This window comes from Brevibacterium sp. SMBL_HHYL_HB1 (assembly GCF_018208375.1).
Lineage (GTDB): Bacteria > Actinomycetota > Actinomycetes > Actinomycetales > Brevibacteriaceae > Brevibacterium > Brevibacterium intestinavium.
Genome location: NZ_CP062936.1, coordinates 4,027,710 through 4,042,916 on the forward strand (window position 1 = coordinate 4,027,710; position 15,207 = coordinate 4,042,916).

Below are 15,207 nucleotides of genomic sequence, written 5' to 3' on the forward strand. Positions count from 1 at the left end.
TAACCTGGGTATATAAGTAGGTTATGGATGATGTGGATTCAGCGGAACTCGTGTCGCGGCTCGTCGTCGTCTCTTCGCGTCTGACCCGAGCGTTTCGGCGAGTCATCGGCAATGAGAACTCCTTGGCGACCCTGCGTGCGCTCGCCGCCGTCGAACAGTATCAGCCCGTTCGAGTCGGCCATTTCGCGCAGGGATACCTGAGTTCGCAGCCTGCGGCGACGAAGCTTCTCGCCCGGCTCGAAGAGGCCGGCCTCGTGCTCCGGGAAGCGAGCCCGACCGACGGACGCGCCTCGCAGTTCTCGCTGACCGATGCCGGCCGGCAGCGGCTGGCCGAGAACCGGGAGATCATGACCGAGCAGATGCGACCCTACTTCGAATCCCTCACACCGGAGGAGCGATTGAGCGTCGACCACGCTCTCGGTCTGGTCTCGGCCTACCTCAGGGACCGGCACCCGGTCGATGTCGGCGAGGAGGACACGCGCGACGACACCTCCACGGCGGGCGAAGCCGCTGGGAACGACTCCGCAGGAGCCGGGCCCGAGGAGGGCGAATCCACCGAGGTCGAGCCCGCCTGAACCGGGCGCGACCGCGCACCATCACAGATTCTGTCAACAAGCACCACAGGGAAGGGGCCGCAGCCACCAGATGAGAGCGTCAACAGACAACGACGCGTCAGGAGACACCGGAGCGGGAGCGTCCATTCTGCACCAGCCGCGTGCTGCGTGGGCCGTGGCCTTCGCCGCGGTCATCGCGTTCATGGGCATCGGCCTGGTCGACCCGATCCTGCCGGCCATCTCGGCCGAGCTCGATGCCACACCGGCGCAGTCGATGCTGCTGTTCACCAGCTACCTGTTCATCACCGGTGGCATGATGTTCTTCACCAGCTACCTGTCCTCGCGCATCGGCGCCAAGACCACGCTGCTCGTCGGCCTCGTCCTCATCGTCGCGTTCTCCGCCCTCGCCGGATTCTCCGGCACGGTCGATCAGATCATCGGATTCCGCGCCGGCTGGGGCCTGGGCAACGCGCTGTTCATCTCCACTGCGCTGTCGACGATCGTCGGAGCCGCCTCCGGTGGTGCCGATAAGGCGATCATCCTCTACGAAGCGGCGCTGGGCGTGGGCATCGCCACCGGGCCGCTGCTCGGCGGCCTCCTCGGCGGCCTGTCCTGGCGCGGGCCCTTCTTCGGCACCGCCGTGCTCATGGCCATCGGCTTCATCGCCATCATCGTGCTGCTGCCGGGTGGAGCGAGCTCGAACGGCCCCACGGCCGAACCGATCGCCCTCAGCGCCACCTTCCGGGCCCTGGCCCGGCCGGGTGTGGCCGTGCTGGGAGTCTCCGCACTGCTGTACAATTTCAGCTTCTTCATCCTGCTGGCCTACAGCCCCTTCCCCGTCGAGGCGGCCGCCGCGAAGATGGGCATCGAGGACTTCGGCGCCATGGGACTCGGCTACGTCTTCTTCGGCTGGGGCATCTGCGTGGCGATCACCTCGGTGTTCGGCGCTCCGCTGCTGACGAAGCGGATGGGCCGTCGTCGCAGTCTCATCGTCACGCTCATCGGCCTGGCCGTGCTGCTGGCCGTCATGTCCTTCCTCATCGAGTCCTTCATCGGCATCATCGTCTGCGTTGTGATCGCCGGACTGCTGCTCGGCCTGCTCAACACGGTCTTCACCGAATCGGCCATGGAGGTCAGCGACCTGCCGCGTCCCGTCGCCTCGGGCACCTACTCGGGTGTGCGCTTCATCGGCGGTGCCGTGGCCCCGATCGTCGCGGGTGCGGTGTCCGAATCGATCAGCGCCGGCGCCCCCTACCTCTTCGGCGCCGGAGCCGTGCTCCTGTCGGTCGTGGTCGTCTCTCTCGGCTGGAAGGCGCTGCGTCGAGTCGACGGGCACATCGACGAAGCCCCGGTCGACGAAGCCTATGCGCTGACCGGAGGCGATTCCTGAGGTCTGGCTCTGCCGAGGCGGCTCCCCGCGCCGTCGAGGCGGGGGAACAGGGGAGTTGCAGATCTGAAACCGGTTCGTCACACGATCGAGATGCGCTGTAGGGCAGAATGGTCACAGTGCTCCCTGGAGGCGGACTGAAAGAATCCTGACAGTCGCCGACGGGGCGCATCGGACAACCATTCCCTACGAACGAAGGCCATCATGACCTACGACGCGAACGCAGCATACACTTCCGGAGCAGGAAATCCCGGCCCTGGAGCAGGCATGCCCGGACCCGGCGGGCAGGGCTTCGGGGGCGCACCTCGCGGAGCCGCCAGCCCCGACGACCTGTCCCTGCCGCTCTACGGTGCGTCCTTCGGTCAGGCCGTCAAGCGCTTCTTCAAGAACTACACGAAGTTCTCCGGACGCGCTTCACGCAGCGAATACTGGTGGGCGACGCTGTTCTGTGCCCTCATCGCGCTCGTGCCCTACATCCTGCTGATGATCGGCGTGGGGGTGGCGGCCGCCTCGGTCTCGAACGACCCCTATGCCTCACCGTCGGGTGCCGGCATCGCTCTGATCGTCATCGGCGGCGGGCTCATGGCGGTCTTCGGGCTCGCGGTCCTCGTGCCCTCCATCGCCGTCGCATGGCGACGTCTGCATGACGCCAACTTCTCCGGCCTGTTCTATCTGCTCAACCTCACGAGCATCGGCGGCATCGTCGTGCTGGTGATGACGATCATGCCGCCCAAGCCCGAGGGCCAGCGCTTCGACGCCTGAATTGCCGGCTGGCCCGCAGGCCCCGGCGCCGGCACCATCACGCCCCGCCCGTGCCGGCACGCACCGTTGCAACGGTGTGAGCCGGCACCGGCGGGGCGCTGTGCTGTGCGAAGGCGGTCAGCGGTCGCGGATGGTCCGGACGAAGGAGGCGACCATGGCGGAGAAGACGATGGCCCAGACGACGAGTCCCACCCAGAACCAGTGCTGACCGATCCACTCGATCGGCGGGACTCGATCCGATCGGCCCAGGTAGATGCTGGCCACCGAGTACATTCCCAAGGGGAACACCATGCTCCACAGTCCCGCCGAATAGGTCATGGGCACACGGTGGATGAAGTGCCGCCAGGCACCGGCGAGGACGAAGGAGGGGATGAGCCAGGTGGCGAAGGCCCACAGCAGCGCCGAGGAGCTGCTGACCAGCAGACGCGTGGCGTCGAGGATCGGAGTGGACTCGAGTTCGAGCAGCCGTGAACCGGCAACGATCGAGATCGCCAGGGCGCCCATCGTCACCCAGTACGGGGCGTCGAGGTCCTCGGGCCCGAACCTGTGCAGCAGCACCCGCATGCCGACGAACAGGGCACAGGCGATGTAGAGCGCCAGCCCCACGGCCCACATGATCACGGCCACCAGGGTGAGTGCGACCACGAGACCGGGCGAGGGGAAGGACTTCGGCAGCTCGAGCGCCAGGCTGGAGGCGACGACTGCCACGGACTGAGTGGCGACCACCCAGACGAACCAGGTGCCGTTGACCCCCTTGACCACGGGGCGGATGCTCGAACCGAGCACAGCGGCGAACGGGATCCCGTAGCCGAGCACGAGCCACAGCAGTGCGCCGATGCCGAAGAGGACCAGGGCCAGCGGAGCCATTCCGAGACCGACCAGGGCCGTGGCGATGACATTCGTGCCGGCGATCGCGGTGAAGAAGCCGAAGGATCGAGTCGGATCGTGCAGGTCGGCTCTCAGCGATTCGCGGAACCGGATCGCGCGTATGACGGACAGGGTGATGAAGAACAGATAGAGGGCCACGGCCAGCCAGAACAGTGCGCCGGAGAGCACGGGCAGGCCCTTGAGCTGCGCCCCGATCGATACGATGCCGGTGGCCATCACCGAGGCGAAGCATCCGGGGGCGAGCGTCGACGGGCTCAGGCCCCAGTCCCGGTGCAATCGCGTGAGATTGCGATCAGCCGTGCTCATCCGCTCCTCGCTCTCGTCTTCCTCGGTCCGCCCGCTCGGTTCCTGTCGCCTGTCCGAGCTTCGACGCTTTCGATATTACGGCCCTCATCGGATTCCTGCTCTCGGGCGGTCGCCTCGGTGTGCGATTGCCGACATCTGGGGCCTTCAGATTTCGATTCACGGGAGAATTCACTAGAGTTACCCATGAGTAACGTCAAGTGTGTCGACCCGTCCCATCCCGCCCCGCGCCCACGGTGGCGTAGTCTCCATTCACATGGGCGGGTGCACAAGCGCCCGGCACGCACTGAGTCGAAGCGGGCACAGACGATTGGGAGCCATGGCAATGGAGAGCACAACGGACACTCTCACCGAACATGACGATATCGACGACACGGCGGTTTCGCTGAGCGGGTGGTCGATGTCGGGCAAGCAGGGCAGCGTCTTCAGCGATATCGACCTCGAGCTTCCGACCGGCGCGATCGCGATCGTCCGGGGCCCGGCCGGCAGCGGCAAGACGTCCTTCCTGCTGTCGCTGGCCGGACGGATGCGGCCCTCGGAGGGGCAGGGTCGCCTCGGCGATCTGGACGTCCGCAAACAGGCCCGAGCCGTGCGTGAACGGGTCGCTGTCGGACACGTCGAGGGGCTGACCGACCTCGAAGGCGATTTCACGGTCGCGCAGCACATCGCCGAGCGGCAGATCATGCTCCAACCCTGGTACAAGCCGTGGGTGTCGAAGAGGTCCCTGCGCGAGGTCATCAGCCTGATCCAGGACACCTTCCGCTCGGCCTCGGACTTCATCGACGACCTGCCCGAGGGCACGTTCTCGACCACGGACGCGCGGGAGGCCGACTTCCTCATCGACGATGAAGGCGAGGTGTTCGTCTCGGACCTGAGCGAGCTGCAGAAGTTCTTCCTCGAATTCGGCCTTGCCAGCCTGAGCCGCCCGCCCATCGTCGTCGTCGACAACATCGACTACCTGCGCGAAGCCTCCGACCGGGCCCGCGCCTGGGCCGGACTCCTCATCTACCAGCAGCTGCGCAGGTCGTGGGATCCTGAGGACCCGCTGACGTTGATCGTCTCCTGCGAGGACTCCGGCGAGTTCGACATCGCCGCCGAGTCCCTCGGAGCGCAGGCAAAACCGGCGGCGGTGGTCGAGCTGGAGATGGTCGCCCACCACCGACCACACGAGCATTCGCGCCACTGACGAGTCCCGGACCGCTGCGCCGCCCGCGCCGAGGCAGCACTTGAGACCGGTCCGACCCCCACAGCAACCACTGCACCACGAATTCGAATAACAGGAGATTCCCGGATGTTCTCCCTTCCCTGGTTAGAGCTCTCACGATTCAAGCGGCACGCGATCACGCGCCTGGCGATGATCGTCATCGCCGTCATCCCCGCGATCTACGGTGGTCTCTACCTGGCCTCGAACTGGTCTCCGACCGACAACCTCGACAAGCTCCAAGCGGCCGTGGTCAACGAGGACACCGGCGCCGAGAAGCCGGACTCCGATGGCGAGACCCTGCACGCCGGTGATGAGCTCGTCGATGAGATCACACCCGAGGGCGAGGGCGGCTTCGACTGGGAGGAGACCTCCCAGGAGGAGGCTGATGAGGGACTGGCCGAGGGCAAGTACTTCGCTGTCCTCGAGATCCCCTCGAACTTCTCCGAGCGTTTGGTCTCCACCGGCGGCGACGACCCGGAGCAGGCAGGGCTGCAGCTGCGCACCGATGACGCCCACAACTTCATCATCGGCCAAATGGCCGGAACCGTGCTCACCGAGATCAAATCGAGCCTGAACAAGACCACCACGGCCGAATACGTCTCGGAGGTCTACGTCGGCTTCAACGACATCCACTCCAAGACCGAGGAGGCCGCCGACGGAGCCTCGCAGCTCCACGACGGCTCCGTCGAACTCCACGACGGCACCGGCGAGCTCGTCGACGGCACCACCGAACTCGACGGTGGTGTCGGCAAGCTGCAGAAGGGCATCGGCGAGCTCGATGACGGTGCCGGAGAGCTCGCGGACGGCAGCGGCGAGCTCAAGACGGGGGCGGACACCCTGGCGAAGTCCACCACCGAGGCGAAGGACGGTTCGAAGGAACTCGCCGACGGCGCCGGGCAGGTCGCCGACGGGACCGGACAGCTGCGCGATGTCGCCGACGGTGCCACCGACAAGGCCGATGATCTCAAGGAGCGGGCCGATGACCTCGTCGACGGGACTCGACCCAAGCTCCAGCAGGCCGAGGACGACTTCGAGGGAGCTCGGACAACGGTCAGAGGCGACGTGGACGACCGGGTCAGGAAACTGCAGGAGAAGTACCCGGACGATCCGGACGTCGCGAAGCTCGCCGATGACGTGGACAGCCTCGGCGGGGAGCTCGACGACGCGCATTCGAGGGCGAAGAAGGCCACCGACAAGGCCAAGGACCTCGAGGACCGGGTCAGGGATGCCGTCGACGGCGTCATGGACAAGATCCACGAAGCCGATAGGAAGATCGGTCAGCTCGACAACGGGGCGCAGCAGGTCGCGACGGGTGCCGATGATCTGCATTCGGGCCTGGTCAAGCTCGATGCCGGCGCGGGCGAGCTCGCCACGGGTGCCGGTGACCTCAATGACGGAGCCAAGCAGCTCAAGGACGGAACCGAGCAGGCGAAGTCCGGCGTCGGCGACCTCAAGGACGGCTCGTCGCAGCTCGTCGACGGGTCGAAGGAACTCGACTCGGGCGCCGGGGAACTCGCCGACGGCTCCGGGGAGCTCGCCGACGGCCTCGAGGAGGGGCTCAAGCAGATCCCGACCTATGACAAGAACGACCGCGATCACCGTTCGGATGTCGTGGCCGTGCCGGTCGATGCCGACAAGGTCGAGGACAATCCGGTCGACGCCTATGGTGAGGGCCTGGCGGCCTTCTTCGTCTCACTGGCGCTGTGGATCGGCGGAATGATCACCTATATGGTCATCAACGCCATCCCGTATCGGGCCCTGGCGTCTTCGGCGAAGTCCACGCGCATCGCCTGGGCCGGCTATGTGCCCGGTCTCCTCTTCGGCGTCGCCCAGGTCGCTGTGCTCTACCTCGTGCTCACCTTCGCCCTCGACTTCTCGGCCGGCGCGTGGCTGTGGACTCTGCTGTTCTCGATCCTCGTGGCCGCGTGCTTCCATGCCGTGCACCAATTGTGTGTGGCGGCGCTCGGCGGTGTCGGCAGGCTCATCGCCCTGGTGCTGCTGATGATCCAGATCGCCTCGGCCGGAGGGACCTATCCGGTCCAGACGGCTCCGGGGATCTTCCAGATCATCTCGCCCTTCCTGCCGATGACGCATGCAGTCAACGGACTGCGCACGCTCATCGCCGGAGGCGACATGTTCATCGCAGCGCAGGCGGCAGTGGTCCTGCTGCTGATGCTGCTGATCAGCCTGGTCGCGACCGTCATCGTCTGCAGCCGCAAGCGCATGGTCACACTCACGCAGCTGCATCCGAGCCTGCAGCTGTAGGCCCGCAGCGAGAACCGACGCCGAGGAGCTGGGGGCCTCCTGAGGCGCTGTCTTCCGAGAAGTGGTCGCGTTCGGATACCGAATCGCCGATTTCCTATCCGAACGCGACCAGTTCTCGCTGTGTCCAGTGCCGCGACAGACGGCGGCGGTGCAAGCGCTCGGACGATCCCGCGACCGGGCCTCCCGAGGCCCGGTCTACCCGAGAGCCAGGCGCACCGCGAGGATGACGAGCACGATCGCGATGATCACATCGAGGACCTGCCACACCCTGGGCCTGGCCAGATAGCGGGAGAGCCCACGGGCGCCGTAGCCGATGCCGAGGAACCACGTGGCCGAACCGAGCATCGCGCCGATCGTGAACGGTCCGACGCCGCCGTGGCCCTGCTGGTGCGCGAGATTGCCGAGCATGACGACCGTGTCGAGGTAGACGCCGGGATTGAGAAAGGTCAGGGCCAGGGTCGTGAGGACGATCGACTTCAGGCTGCGCTGCTGGGTGTCGGCTTCGAGCCCGGATGCCGTCCGAGCCGATCTCAGGCTGGTCCACGCGAACCACAGCAGATAGGCCACCCCCAGCCACCGCAGGACCTCCAGGGCCCACGGTGCGAGGAGGACGATCGCCCCGATGCCCACGGTTCCCGCGCCGATGAGCAGCACATCGGCGAGGATGCAGATCCCGACGACGACGCCGAGGTGCTCGCGCCGGATCCCCTGTCGGAGGATGAGTGCGTTCTGCGGTCCGACAGCGATGATGAGCGACCACCCGGTGAGCAGGCCGGCGACGAGATGAGTGAGCACGGACCCAACAGTAGGGACCGAACGCAGAGAAGGAAAACAACAGAATATGTAATTGATGCACAATTGCTTCATGAACATCGAGCACGTCAAGGCCCTCGCCGCCGCCGTGGACGAAGGCACCGTCGAAGGTGCGGCCTTCGTCCTCGGCATCACTGCCTCGGCGGCCAGCCAGCGCATCCGCACCCTCGAGTCCCGCCTCGGGCAGGTGCTCATCCGACGGACGAACCCGATCACCGTCACCGAGGCGGGGCAGGCCATCCTGCGCTATGCGCGGCAGGTCGAGCTCCTCGAATCCGAGGCCCTCGACCGTCTGCACGGCATCGATGCCGATGCGCTCGGCACGGACGGAGGCAGGCGACGCGAGCCCACGGTGCTGCGGATCGGAGTCAACGCCGATTCGATGGCGACGTGGTTCCGCCCTGTCTTCGCCGAGGCGGCCGGCTGGGACGACGTCGTCATCCGCATCGAGATGGTCGACCAGGACAAAGCACTGCCGCTGCTGGCTTCGGGGGAGGTGCTGGGCACGATCACCTCGGATAGGACCGGGGGATACGGCACGCGCGTCGACGAGCTCGGGACGATGCGCTATGTCGCCGTGGCGCAGCGCTCACTGCTGGAGCGGCACTCACCCGATGCGAATGCGGATCTGACCCGACTGCCGATGGTGAACTTCGGGCAGGACGATGATCTGCAGTTCGAGTTCCTCCGTCGCTGTGAGGCAGAGGGGCGGCCGCCGGTGTCGGTCGTGCCGGGATCGGCCGAGTTCGTCGCCGCGGTCGCGGCCGGACTCGGGTGGGGAATGGTTCCGATCATGCAGCTCGAGGCACTCGACGCCGACCTCGTCGAGATCGGTGAGAACCCACATATCGACGTTCCGCTGTACTGGCACCACTGGACGCTGGCGTCCGACAAGCTCTCCCGGCTGACCGAGGCTCTGCGCCGCGCGGCCGCCGCCATGCGCTGATCCCCGGCGGCCTGAGCCTTCGACGGGCCCGGGTCAGAGGCCGAGGATCCGGCCGATCGTCCACGTGAGCTGCTCGTGGGCGGCATCGACCGTCATGGTCTCGGGCGTGATGATCGAGTGCAGGGCGATTCCGTCGATGGTGGTGAACAGGGCCGTGGCCGCCGGCGCCGTCTCGGAGGGGTCGAGGTGGCCTTCGGCCGCAAGAGTGTTCAGCCAGCGGTGCAGGCAGTCACAGGTGACCCGATGCCCGTGCTCGAGGAGCCGGCGGGAGACCGCTGCCTTCTCGGGTCCGAGAGCGTGCAGGTGCATGGAGAACCAGAGTTCGAGCTGGAGCTCGCGACGTTCGTGAGTGGGCAGGAACTGGGCACAGCACTGAAAGAGACGCTGACCGGGGTCGATCGATGAGTCGGTGATGGAGAAATCGCTGATCACGGTGTCGATGGACCGCAGCGCGACGGCCTCGTGGAGTTCGGACTGAGTCGGGAAGTAGTGGCGCAGCGTCGACGCACCGACTCCGGCCTCGGCGGCGACGGCACGCACGCTGAGATTGGCCTGTCCGGGTTCCGATCGCTCGGCCAGGCGAATAGCCGCGGCGATGATGTCCTCTCGTTTCGACAACTGCCCTTCTTCCTCATTGACAGCGGTGGTTCCAGCCAGTGTATAGTGCGCTGTACTAGTACGGCGTGCTAAAGCGTTCTCAGGCGTTGCGAGTGCGGTGTGCCAGTCCGACCGGAGGACCCGAACGGAAGAAGAGAGCCCTCATGATCGACAGCCTGCAGGAATTCGCCGGAGCCATCCCCGTCTGGCTGCAATGGGCGGGCATTCTGCTCGTCTCCGCCATCCCCTTCGTCGAGTCCTACTTCGGTTCGGTCATCGGCGTGGCGATCGGCATGCATCCGGTCGTCGCCATCCTCATGGCCGTCATCGGCAACGTCATCTCGATGCTCGTCTTCGTCTACGGGGCCGGCGCCATCCGCGACAGAGCGACGAAGAACCGGCAGGCCGAGGAGAAGCCGAAACGGCAGCGCCTCAAGCGCATGTTCGACAAGTTCGGGGTGCCGGGAGTCTCGCTGCTCGGCCAGACGCTCCTGCCCTCGCAGATCACATCGTCGGCGATGGTCGGATTCGGCGCGAACCGCAACGTCGTGGCCATCTGGCAGGTCGTCTCGATCATCCTCTGGGGTGTGCTCTTCGGCGTGCTCGCGACGCTGGGCATCGAGCTCGCTCTGCGCTGAGATCGGCGGGCACGGCCCTCGCGACCGGGACCGCACGGCCCCCGCGACCGGGACCGCACGGCCCCCGCGAGCAGGACCGCACGGCCCCGCGAGCAGGACCGCACGGCCCCGCGGTCGGGCGCGCACGCGGCGCCCGCGACCGGCGGTCATGTCAGTGCCCCGGCCTAGACTGGGCCCATGACGGAAAGCGCACCGACGACCCCGCCCCCGACGACATCGCCCGAGTCCTCCGCCCACGATGACTTCGCCGCCGCGGCTCAGCGGATCCTCTCCGAGCTCACCGCGGACCCGGACGCGCAGTTCCGCGATGGCCAGCTCGAGTCGATCCGCGACCTCGTGGAGTTCAAGAAGCGCGTCCTCGTCGTCCAGCGCACCGGTTGGGGCAAGTCCGCGGTGTACTTCGTCGCCACCCGAATGCTGCGCTCGGCCGGCACCGGCCCCAGCCTCATCATCTCCCCGCTGCTGGCGCTCATGCGCGATCAGATCGCGGCCGCGCAGCGGGCCGGAGTCCGCGCCGCCAGCCTCAACTCGTCCAATGTCACCGAATGGGACTCCGTGCTCGAGGACCTGCGGGCAGGCAGCCTCGACGTTCTGCTGGTCTCCCCGGAACGGCTGAACAACCCGCAGTTCCGCGACGAGGTGCTTCCTCAGCTGCTGTCCTTCCTCGGCCTCATCGTCGTCGACGAGGCCCACTGCATCTCCGACTGGGGGCACGACTTCCGCCCCGACTACCGACGCATCGGTCACATCCTGGCCGAACTGCCCGCGAACACCCCGGTGCTGGCGACCACCGCCACGGCCAATTCGCGCGTGGTCGCCGACGTCGCCGAACAGCTCGGTCACGACACCACCGTCGTCCGCGGCGAACTCGCCCGCGACTCCCTGCGCCTCGGCGTCCTGTCCGGCCTCGATGCGAGTGCCCGGATCGCGTGGCTGGGCTCCCACCTGTCCGATTTCACCGGATCGGGCATCGTCTACACGCTCACCGTCTCCGCCGCTGAGGACATCACCCGGATGCTGCGCGAACAGGGTCACGAGGTCCGCTCCTACACGGGACGCACCGATGCCGAAGAGCGCGCCGAACTCGAGGGCCAGCTCAAGGACAACCGACTCAAGGCGCTCGTGGCCACCTCGGCGCTGGGGATGGGCTTCGACAAACCCGACCTCGGATTCGTCATCCACATCGGCGCGCCGTCCTCGGCCGTGGCCTACTACCAGCAGGTCGGCCGTGCCGGCCGCGCCACGGACTCGGCCGATGTGCTGCTGCTGCCCGGGGCTGAGGACGAACAGATCTGGGAGTACTTCGCCACCGCCTCGATGCCGAATCAGGCTGATGCGAATGCCGTGCTCGCGGCGTTGGCCGAGGCGGACGGTCCGCTGTCCGTCGCCCGCCTCGAGACACTGGTCGGGACCAAGCGATCCCGCCTGAACCTCCTGCTCAAGACCCTCGAGGTCGAAGACGCGGTGATGAAGGTCAAGGGCGGATACGTCTCGACCGGGCAGGGGTGGACCTACGACCGGGAGCGCTATGAGAAGGTTGCGGCCGTGCGTGCCGCCGAGGCCCGGGCGATGCTCGACTACGAAGCAACCGGCCAGTGCCGGATGGAGTTCCTCATCCGTCAGCTCGACGACCCCGATCCGCGCCCCTGCGGCCGCTGTGACAACTGTGCCGGAGTGTGGTTCTCGCCCGAGATCTCCGATGAGCAGCGCCGGGCCGCGGCCGGGAATCTGCACAGGATCGGCCTGCCCATCGAACCGCGCAGCACCTGGCCCAGCGGACTGGCCAACATCGGCGTGCCGCTCAAGGGCCGGATCCCGGCCGAGAAGCTCGCCGAGGAGGGGCGAGCGATCGCGCGTCTGTCCGACCTCGGGCAGGGTCAGACCCTGCGGTCCTTCCTCGCCCCCGATGCGCCCGATGCCGAGGTGCCGACGCAGATCGGCCAGTGGTGCCTCGAGGTGCTCGGGAAATGGGACTGGACCACCCGCCCCGAGGTGGTCGTATCGATTCCGAGCGCCCGCCGTCCCATGACCGTGCGATCCTTGGCCGCGAACCTCGCAGCGGCCGGTCGCCTCGTCGACGGCGGTGAACTGCTGCAGGTCGGTGATCACGGGACCCCGGACGTCAACAGCGCCTTCCGCGTCAAGGACCTCTTCGAAGCCTTCGTCGTCCCGCCCGAGATCGAACAGGCGGTGGCCGGCAGGTCCGTGCTTCTCGTCGACGACGAGGTCGTCTCCCGGTGGACGATGACGATCTGCGCACGCCTGCTGCGACAGGCCGGAGCCGCCTCGGTGCTGCCGTTCGCCCTGGCTCTTCGAGCCTGAACTCGTCCCGGTCCTTACGCTCTGGCCCTTACGCCCTGAAGCGAGCGGCCGGGCCCGAGCACGACTGGGCGAGCCACAGGGTCGCCTCGGCGCCGGTCACGGATTCTGCTGCAGCTGGAGCGTGGCACCTTCCGGATCGGTGACCGTGGCGATGCGCCCGTAGGGGGAGTCCTCCGGACCGGCGAGCACCATGCCGCCGAGCGCGGTCACCTTCGCGGCGGTGGCGTCGACATCCTCGACATTGATGTAGGTGCGCCAGAACGACACCTGCGTCCACTCGCTGGCATCGCAGATGCCGGCCACGGCATCATCACCGGCCCCGTGGGTGGCGTACGGGAACCCCTCCATCGGGATGATGTCGAAGGAGAAGACGTGGCCGTAGAACTCGTTGGCGACCGGGTAGTTGACGGTCATGAGTTCGAACCAGACCGGGGTGCCCGGCGTCAGGGGAGTGTCGAAGCCGGAGAACTCGCCGGGCTGCCACATGCCCACTCCGGCGCCGGTGGGATCGGTGATCACGGCGATCTGGCCCAGTGGGCCGACGGCCATGGGCTCGGCGATGGGGGCGGCACCGGCTTCGAGCGATGCGGCATAGACGCCGGAGACGTCATCGGTGTGGAGGTAGGTCGTCCACATGGCCGGAGCCAGCGGATTCGGGGTGCCGTCCATATGGACCGCGCGCATCGCTCCGCCGACGGTCGCCCCGCCTTTCGTGATCATGTTGTAGTGGCCGAAGTCGGGGCCCTGGTCGGTGAACTCCCACCCGAAGATCTCCGAGTAGAAATTCGTGGTCGATTCGAATTCCTGGCACGTGTAGTCGATCCAGGTGGGCTGTCCTTCGCGGGGGCTGGTCGGCATGGCGGCTCCTCATCGGTTGCAGTCTCTAGTGCCACGTACGGGTGAAATCGGCGAAGCAGTCGGTCAGTGCCGCCTGCAGCAGCGGACCGAAGGTCACGCGACCGACTCCGAGCTCGGTGAGCTGGGTGAGATCGAGCTCCTCGGGGACCGCTCCCTTGATCGGGTGGGCCGTGACGTTCAGCGGCAGGGTGACCTGGGACAGGATCGACTTGAGTGTGTCCACATCGGGAAGCCGGACGGGGTAGACGGAGTCGGCGCCGGCCTCGGTGCACAGGCGGAGACGGCGGACCGCCTCGGCGGTGGGGTCGTCGAAGTCGCCGGGGTACTTGAACACGTCCGTGCGGGCGTTGATGACGACATGGACCCTTTGGGCATCGGCGGCCCGGCGCAGACTCCAGATGTACTCGGCGTGCTCCTCGGGACTGCGCAAGCTGCCGCGGCTGTGGATCGTGTCCTCGATGTTCACCCCCACGGCGCCGGCCTCGAGGAGACCGGCGATGAGATCGGGGGCGGGGGTGTCGTACCCGGATTCGAGGTCCGCGGTGACCGGAACATTCACCGCCGAGGTGATGCGGGAGATCCCCTCGAGCGCCTGCTCGAGGGTCATCGCCTCCCCGTCGGCGTGCCCGAGCGAATCGGCCAGAGGGTGCGACCCGATGCTCAGGGCGTTGAACCCGACATCGACCATCGCACGAGCCGACCAGGCATCCCAGACGGTCGGCAGCACGAGCGGCTCGTCCTGGTGATGGCCCTGCAGCAGGGTGAAGGCGCGTTCGGCGAGAACCGTGTAATCGACCATGGGCAATACTGTTCCACCCCGAGGGGGCGACACGCCAGAGCTCGGAGGCGTTCACCAGAAGGTCTCAGACTCAGGCGTTGATACCATGAACGTCAACCGAGGTTGTCGCAGGGAGGGACCGAGGTGGCCGGTGCGGGCACCATTCGCGTTTCGCCCAAGCCCGAGCGGGTCTGGGCACTTCTCGCCGTGCTCGCAGCCATGATCTGCCTGCTCATCGAGATCCCCGCGGCCCTGGCCGCCGAAGGCGACTATTCGTTCGTGCGGCAGTCGATCAGCCACCTCGGGATGACCGGATGCGGACAGTGGGGAGACTCCGAACCCCCGCTCGAGGTGTGTTCGCCGGCTCACCCGCTGGTCAACGGCGTCTTCATCCTCTCCGGTTCGATGCTTGCGGTGATCGCCTTCGTCTGGCACGACTGGATCTCCCCGACGGCCCTCGGCCGGTGCGGGTCCTTCCTGCTCGCCGCCGGCGGGATGCTCCTGGCCGGAACGGGCATGGTCCCGGCCGATATCGATCCCACCATGCACGCGGTGCTCGGCTTCGGCGGCGCCGTGGTGGAGAACATCGGCCTGCTCACCGTCGGGATCGCCATGACCGCATGGTCGAAAACGCGTCGGATCGGACGCGTCGAATTCGGTGGGCTCACGATCGGCCTGGGCGTGCTCGGGCTCGTCGGGACCGCGCTCATGGCGGTCCCTCCGGAATGGGGCCTGCCGGTCGGGATCATCGAACGTCTCGCGGTCTACCCGTTCCTCATCTGGTTCGTCCTCGCGGGGTGGATGCAGCTGCGCGATGCCGCGAGGCGCCGGCGGCAGCTGGAGGCGCGAAGCTGACTGAAGAGGCATCGCGCGTTTGTGTGATACCCTTAGT

At 67.1% G+C, this 15,207-nt stretch carries 14 protein-coding genes; 9 read left to right on the forward strand and 5 right to left on the reverse strand.

Going from position 1 to position 15,207, the window contains the following annotated elements; translation table 11 throughout:
• Positions 1–23: 23 nt before the first annotated feature.
• The 3 genes from IG171_RS18270 to IG171_RS18280 all read left to right on the forward strand — a co-directional run bounded on the left by IG171_RS18270 (position 24) and on the right by IG171_RS18280 (position 2,703).
• Positions 24–575, forward strand: a complete 552-nt coding sequence (locus IG171_RS18270) for a MarR family transcriptional regulator (protein ID WP_212128731.1) — start codon at positions 24–26, stop codon at positions 573–575.
• A 70-nt stretch (positions 576–645) separates the two neighbouring features.
• Positions 646–1,944 (forward strand): MFS transporter, encoded by a 1,299-nt coding sequence (locus IG171_RS18275; RefSeq protein WP_212128733.1) that lies wholly within the window; start codon positions 646–648, stop codon positions 1,942–1,944.
• 264 nt (positions 1,945–2,208) lie between these two features.
• On the forward strand, positions 2,209–2,703 hold the full coding sequence (locus IG171_RS18280; RefSeq protein WP_212128735.1) for a DUF805 domain-containing protein: 495 nt from the start codon (positions 2,209–2,211) through the stop codon (positions 2,701–2,703).
• Between the two features lie 117 nt (positions 2,704–2,820).
• On the opposite strand, the gene IG171_RS18285 is transcribed toward IG171_RS18280, so the two are convergent.
• Complete coding sequence (locus IG171_RS18285; protein ID WP_212128737.1) at positions 2,821–3,897, reverse strand: tellurite resistance/C4-dicarboxylate transporter family protein; 1,077 nt, start codon at positions 3,895–3,897, stop codon at positions 2,821–2,823.
• A 322-nt stretch (positions 3,898–4,219) separates the two neighbouring features.
• Between IG171_RS18285 and IG171_RS18290 the strand changes: the two genes are divergently transcribed.
• Together IG171_RS18290 and IG171_RS18295 are read left to right on the forward strand one after the other, a co-directional pair.
• A complete protein-coding gene (locus IG171_RS18290; RefSeq protein ID WP_212128739.1) occupies positions 4,220–5,080 on the forward strand; it encodes an ATP-binding cassette domain-containing protein in 861 nt (286 codons plus the stop codon).
• 105 nt (positions 5,081–5,185) lie between these two features.
• Positions 5,186–7,363: a YhgE/Pip domain-containing protein gene (locus tag IG171_RS18295; protein WP_212128741.1), complete on the forward strand. Its 2,178-nt coding sequence runs from the start codon at positions 5,186–5,188 to the stop codon at positions 7,361–7,363.
• A 195-nt stretch (positions 7,364–7,558) separates the two neighbouring features.
• Here the strand turns inward: IG171_RS18295 and IG171_RS18300 are convergent, their stop codons facing one another.
• On the reverse strand, positions 7,559–8,158 hold the full coding sequence (locus tag IG171_RS18300; protein WP_249203822.1) for a LysE family transporter: 600 nt from the start codon (positions 8,156–8,158) through the stop codon (positions 7,559–7,561).
• Between the two features lie 70 nt (positions 8,159–8,228).
• On the opposite strand from IG171_RS18300, the gene IG171_RS18305 reads away from it, so the two are divergent.
• Positions 8,229–9,122: an ArgP/LysG family DNA-binding transcriptional regulator gene (locus IG171_RS18305; RefSeq protein WP_212128743.1), complete on the forward strand. Its 894-nt coding sequence runs from the start codon at positions 8,229–8,231 to the stop codon at positions 9,120–9,122.
• 33 nt (positions 9,123–9,155) lie between these two features.
• Here IG171_RS18305 and IG171_RS18310 read toward each other — a convergent pair whose 3' ends face one another.
• The gene (locus tag IG171_RS18310) at positions 9,156–9,740 is read right to left on the reverse strand and encodes a TetR family transcriptional regulator C-terminal domain-containing protein (RefSeq protein WP_212128745.1); all 585 of its coding nucleotides are present in this window, start codon (positions 9,738–9,740) and stop codon (positions 9,156–9,158) included.
• 143 nt (positions 9,741–9,883) lie between these two features.
• Here IG171_RS18310 and IG171_RS18315 point away from each other — a divergent pair, with 143 nt between their 5' ends.
• A complete protein-coding gene (locus IG171_RS18315) occupies positions 9,884–10,357 on the forward strand; it encodes a hypothetical protein (protein ID WP_212128747.1) in 474 nt (157 codons plus the stop codon).
• 177 nt (positions 10,358–10,534) lie between these two features.
• A complete protein-coding gene (locus IG171_RS18320; protein WP_212128749.1) occupies positions 10,535–12,679 on the forward strand; it encodes a RecQ family ATP-dependent DNA helicase in 2,145 nt (714 codons plus the stop codon).
• Between the two features lie 96 nt (positions 12,680–12,775).
• Here IG171_RS18320 and IG171_RS18325 read toward each other — a convergent pair whose 3' ends face one another.
• Entirely contained in the window at positions 12,776–13,537 is a 762-nt protein-coding gene (locus tag IG171_RS18325; protein ID WP_212128751.1) for a VOC family protein, read from the reverse strand.
• A 25-nt stretch (positions 13,538–13,562) separates the two neighbouring features.
• Positions 13,563–14,336 (reverse strand): isocitrate lyase/phosphoenolpyruvate mutase family protein, encoded by a 774-nt coding sequence (locus tag IG171_RS18330; protein ID WP_212128753.1) that lies wholly within the window; start codon positions 14,334–14,336, stop codon positions 13,563–13,565.
• Positions 14,337–14,438: 102 nt separating this feature from the next.
• Between IG171_RS18330 and IG171_RS18335 the strand changes: the two genes are divergently transcribed.
• Positions 14,439–15,170 (forward strand): DUF998 domain-containing protein, encoded by a 732-nt coding sequence (locus tag IG171_RS18335; protein ID WP_212128755.1) that lies wholly within the window; start codon positions 14,439–14,441, stop codon positions 15,168–15,170.
• Positions 15,171–15,207 lie beyond the last annotated feature (37 nt).

Bases quoted from the DNA above. Each gene is read 5' to 3' on its own strand.
- IG171_RS18290 (WP_212128739.1), top strand. From the start codon at position 4,220: ATGGAGAGCACAACGGACACTCTCACCGAACATGACGATATCGACGAC.
- IG171_RS18285 (WP_212128737.1), bottom strand. From the start codon at position 3,897: ATGAGCACGGCTGATCGCAATCTCACGCGATTGCACCGGGACTGGGGC.
- IG171_RS18270 (WP_212128731.1), top strand. From the start codon at position 24: ATGGATGATGTGGATTCAGCGGAACTCGTGTCGCGGCTCGTCGTCGTC.
- IG171_RS18315 (WP_212128747.1), top strand. From the start codon at position 9,884: ATGATCGACAGCCTGCAGGAATTCGCCGGAGCCATCCCCGTCTGGCTG.
- IG171_RS18325 (WP_212128751.1), bottom strand. From the start codon at position 13,537: ATGCCGACCAGCCCCCGCGAAGGACAGCCCACCTGGATCGACTACACG.
- IG171_RS18320 (WP_212128749.1), top strand. From the start codon at position 10,535: ATGACGGAAAGCGCACCGACGACCCCGCCCCCGACGACATCGCCCGAG.
- IG171_RS18295 (WP_212128741.1), top strand. From the start codon at position 5,186: ATGTTCTCCCTTCCCTGGTTAGAGCTCTCACGATTCAAGCGGCACGCG.
- IG171_RS18330 (WP_212128753.1), bottom strand. From the start codon at position 14,336: ATGGTCGATTACACGGTTCTCGCCGAACGCGCCTTCACCCTGCTGCAG.
- IG171_RS18305 (WP_212128743.1), top strand. From the start codon at position 8,229: ATGAACATCGAGCACGTCAAGGCCCTCGCCGCCGCCGTGGACGAAGGC.
- IG171_RS18280 (WP_212128735.1), top strand. From the start codon at position 2,209: ATGCCCGGACCCGGCGGGCAGGGCTTCGGGGGCGCACCTCGCGGAGCC.
- IG171_RS18275 (WP_212128733.1), top strand. From the start codon at position 646: ATGAGAGCGTCAACAGACAACGACGCGTCAGGAGACACCGGAGCGGGA.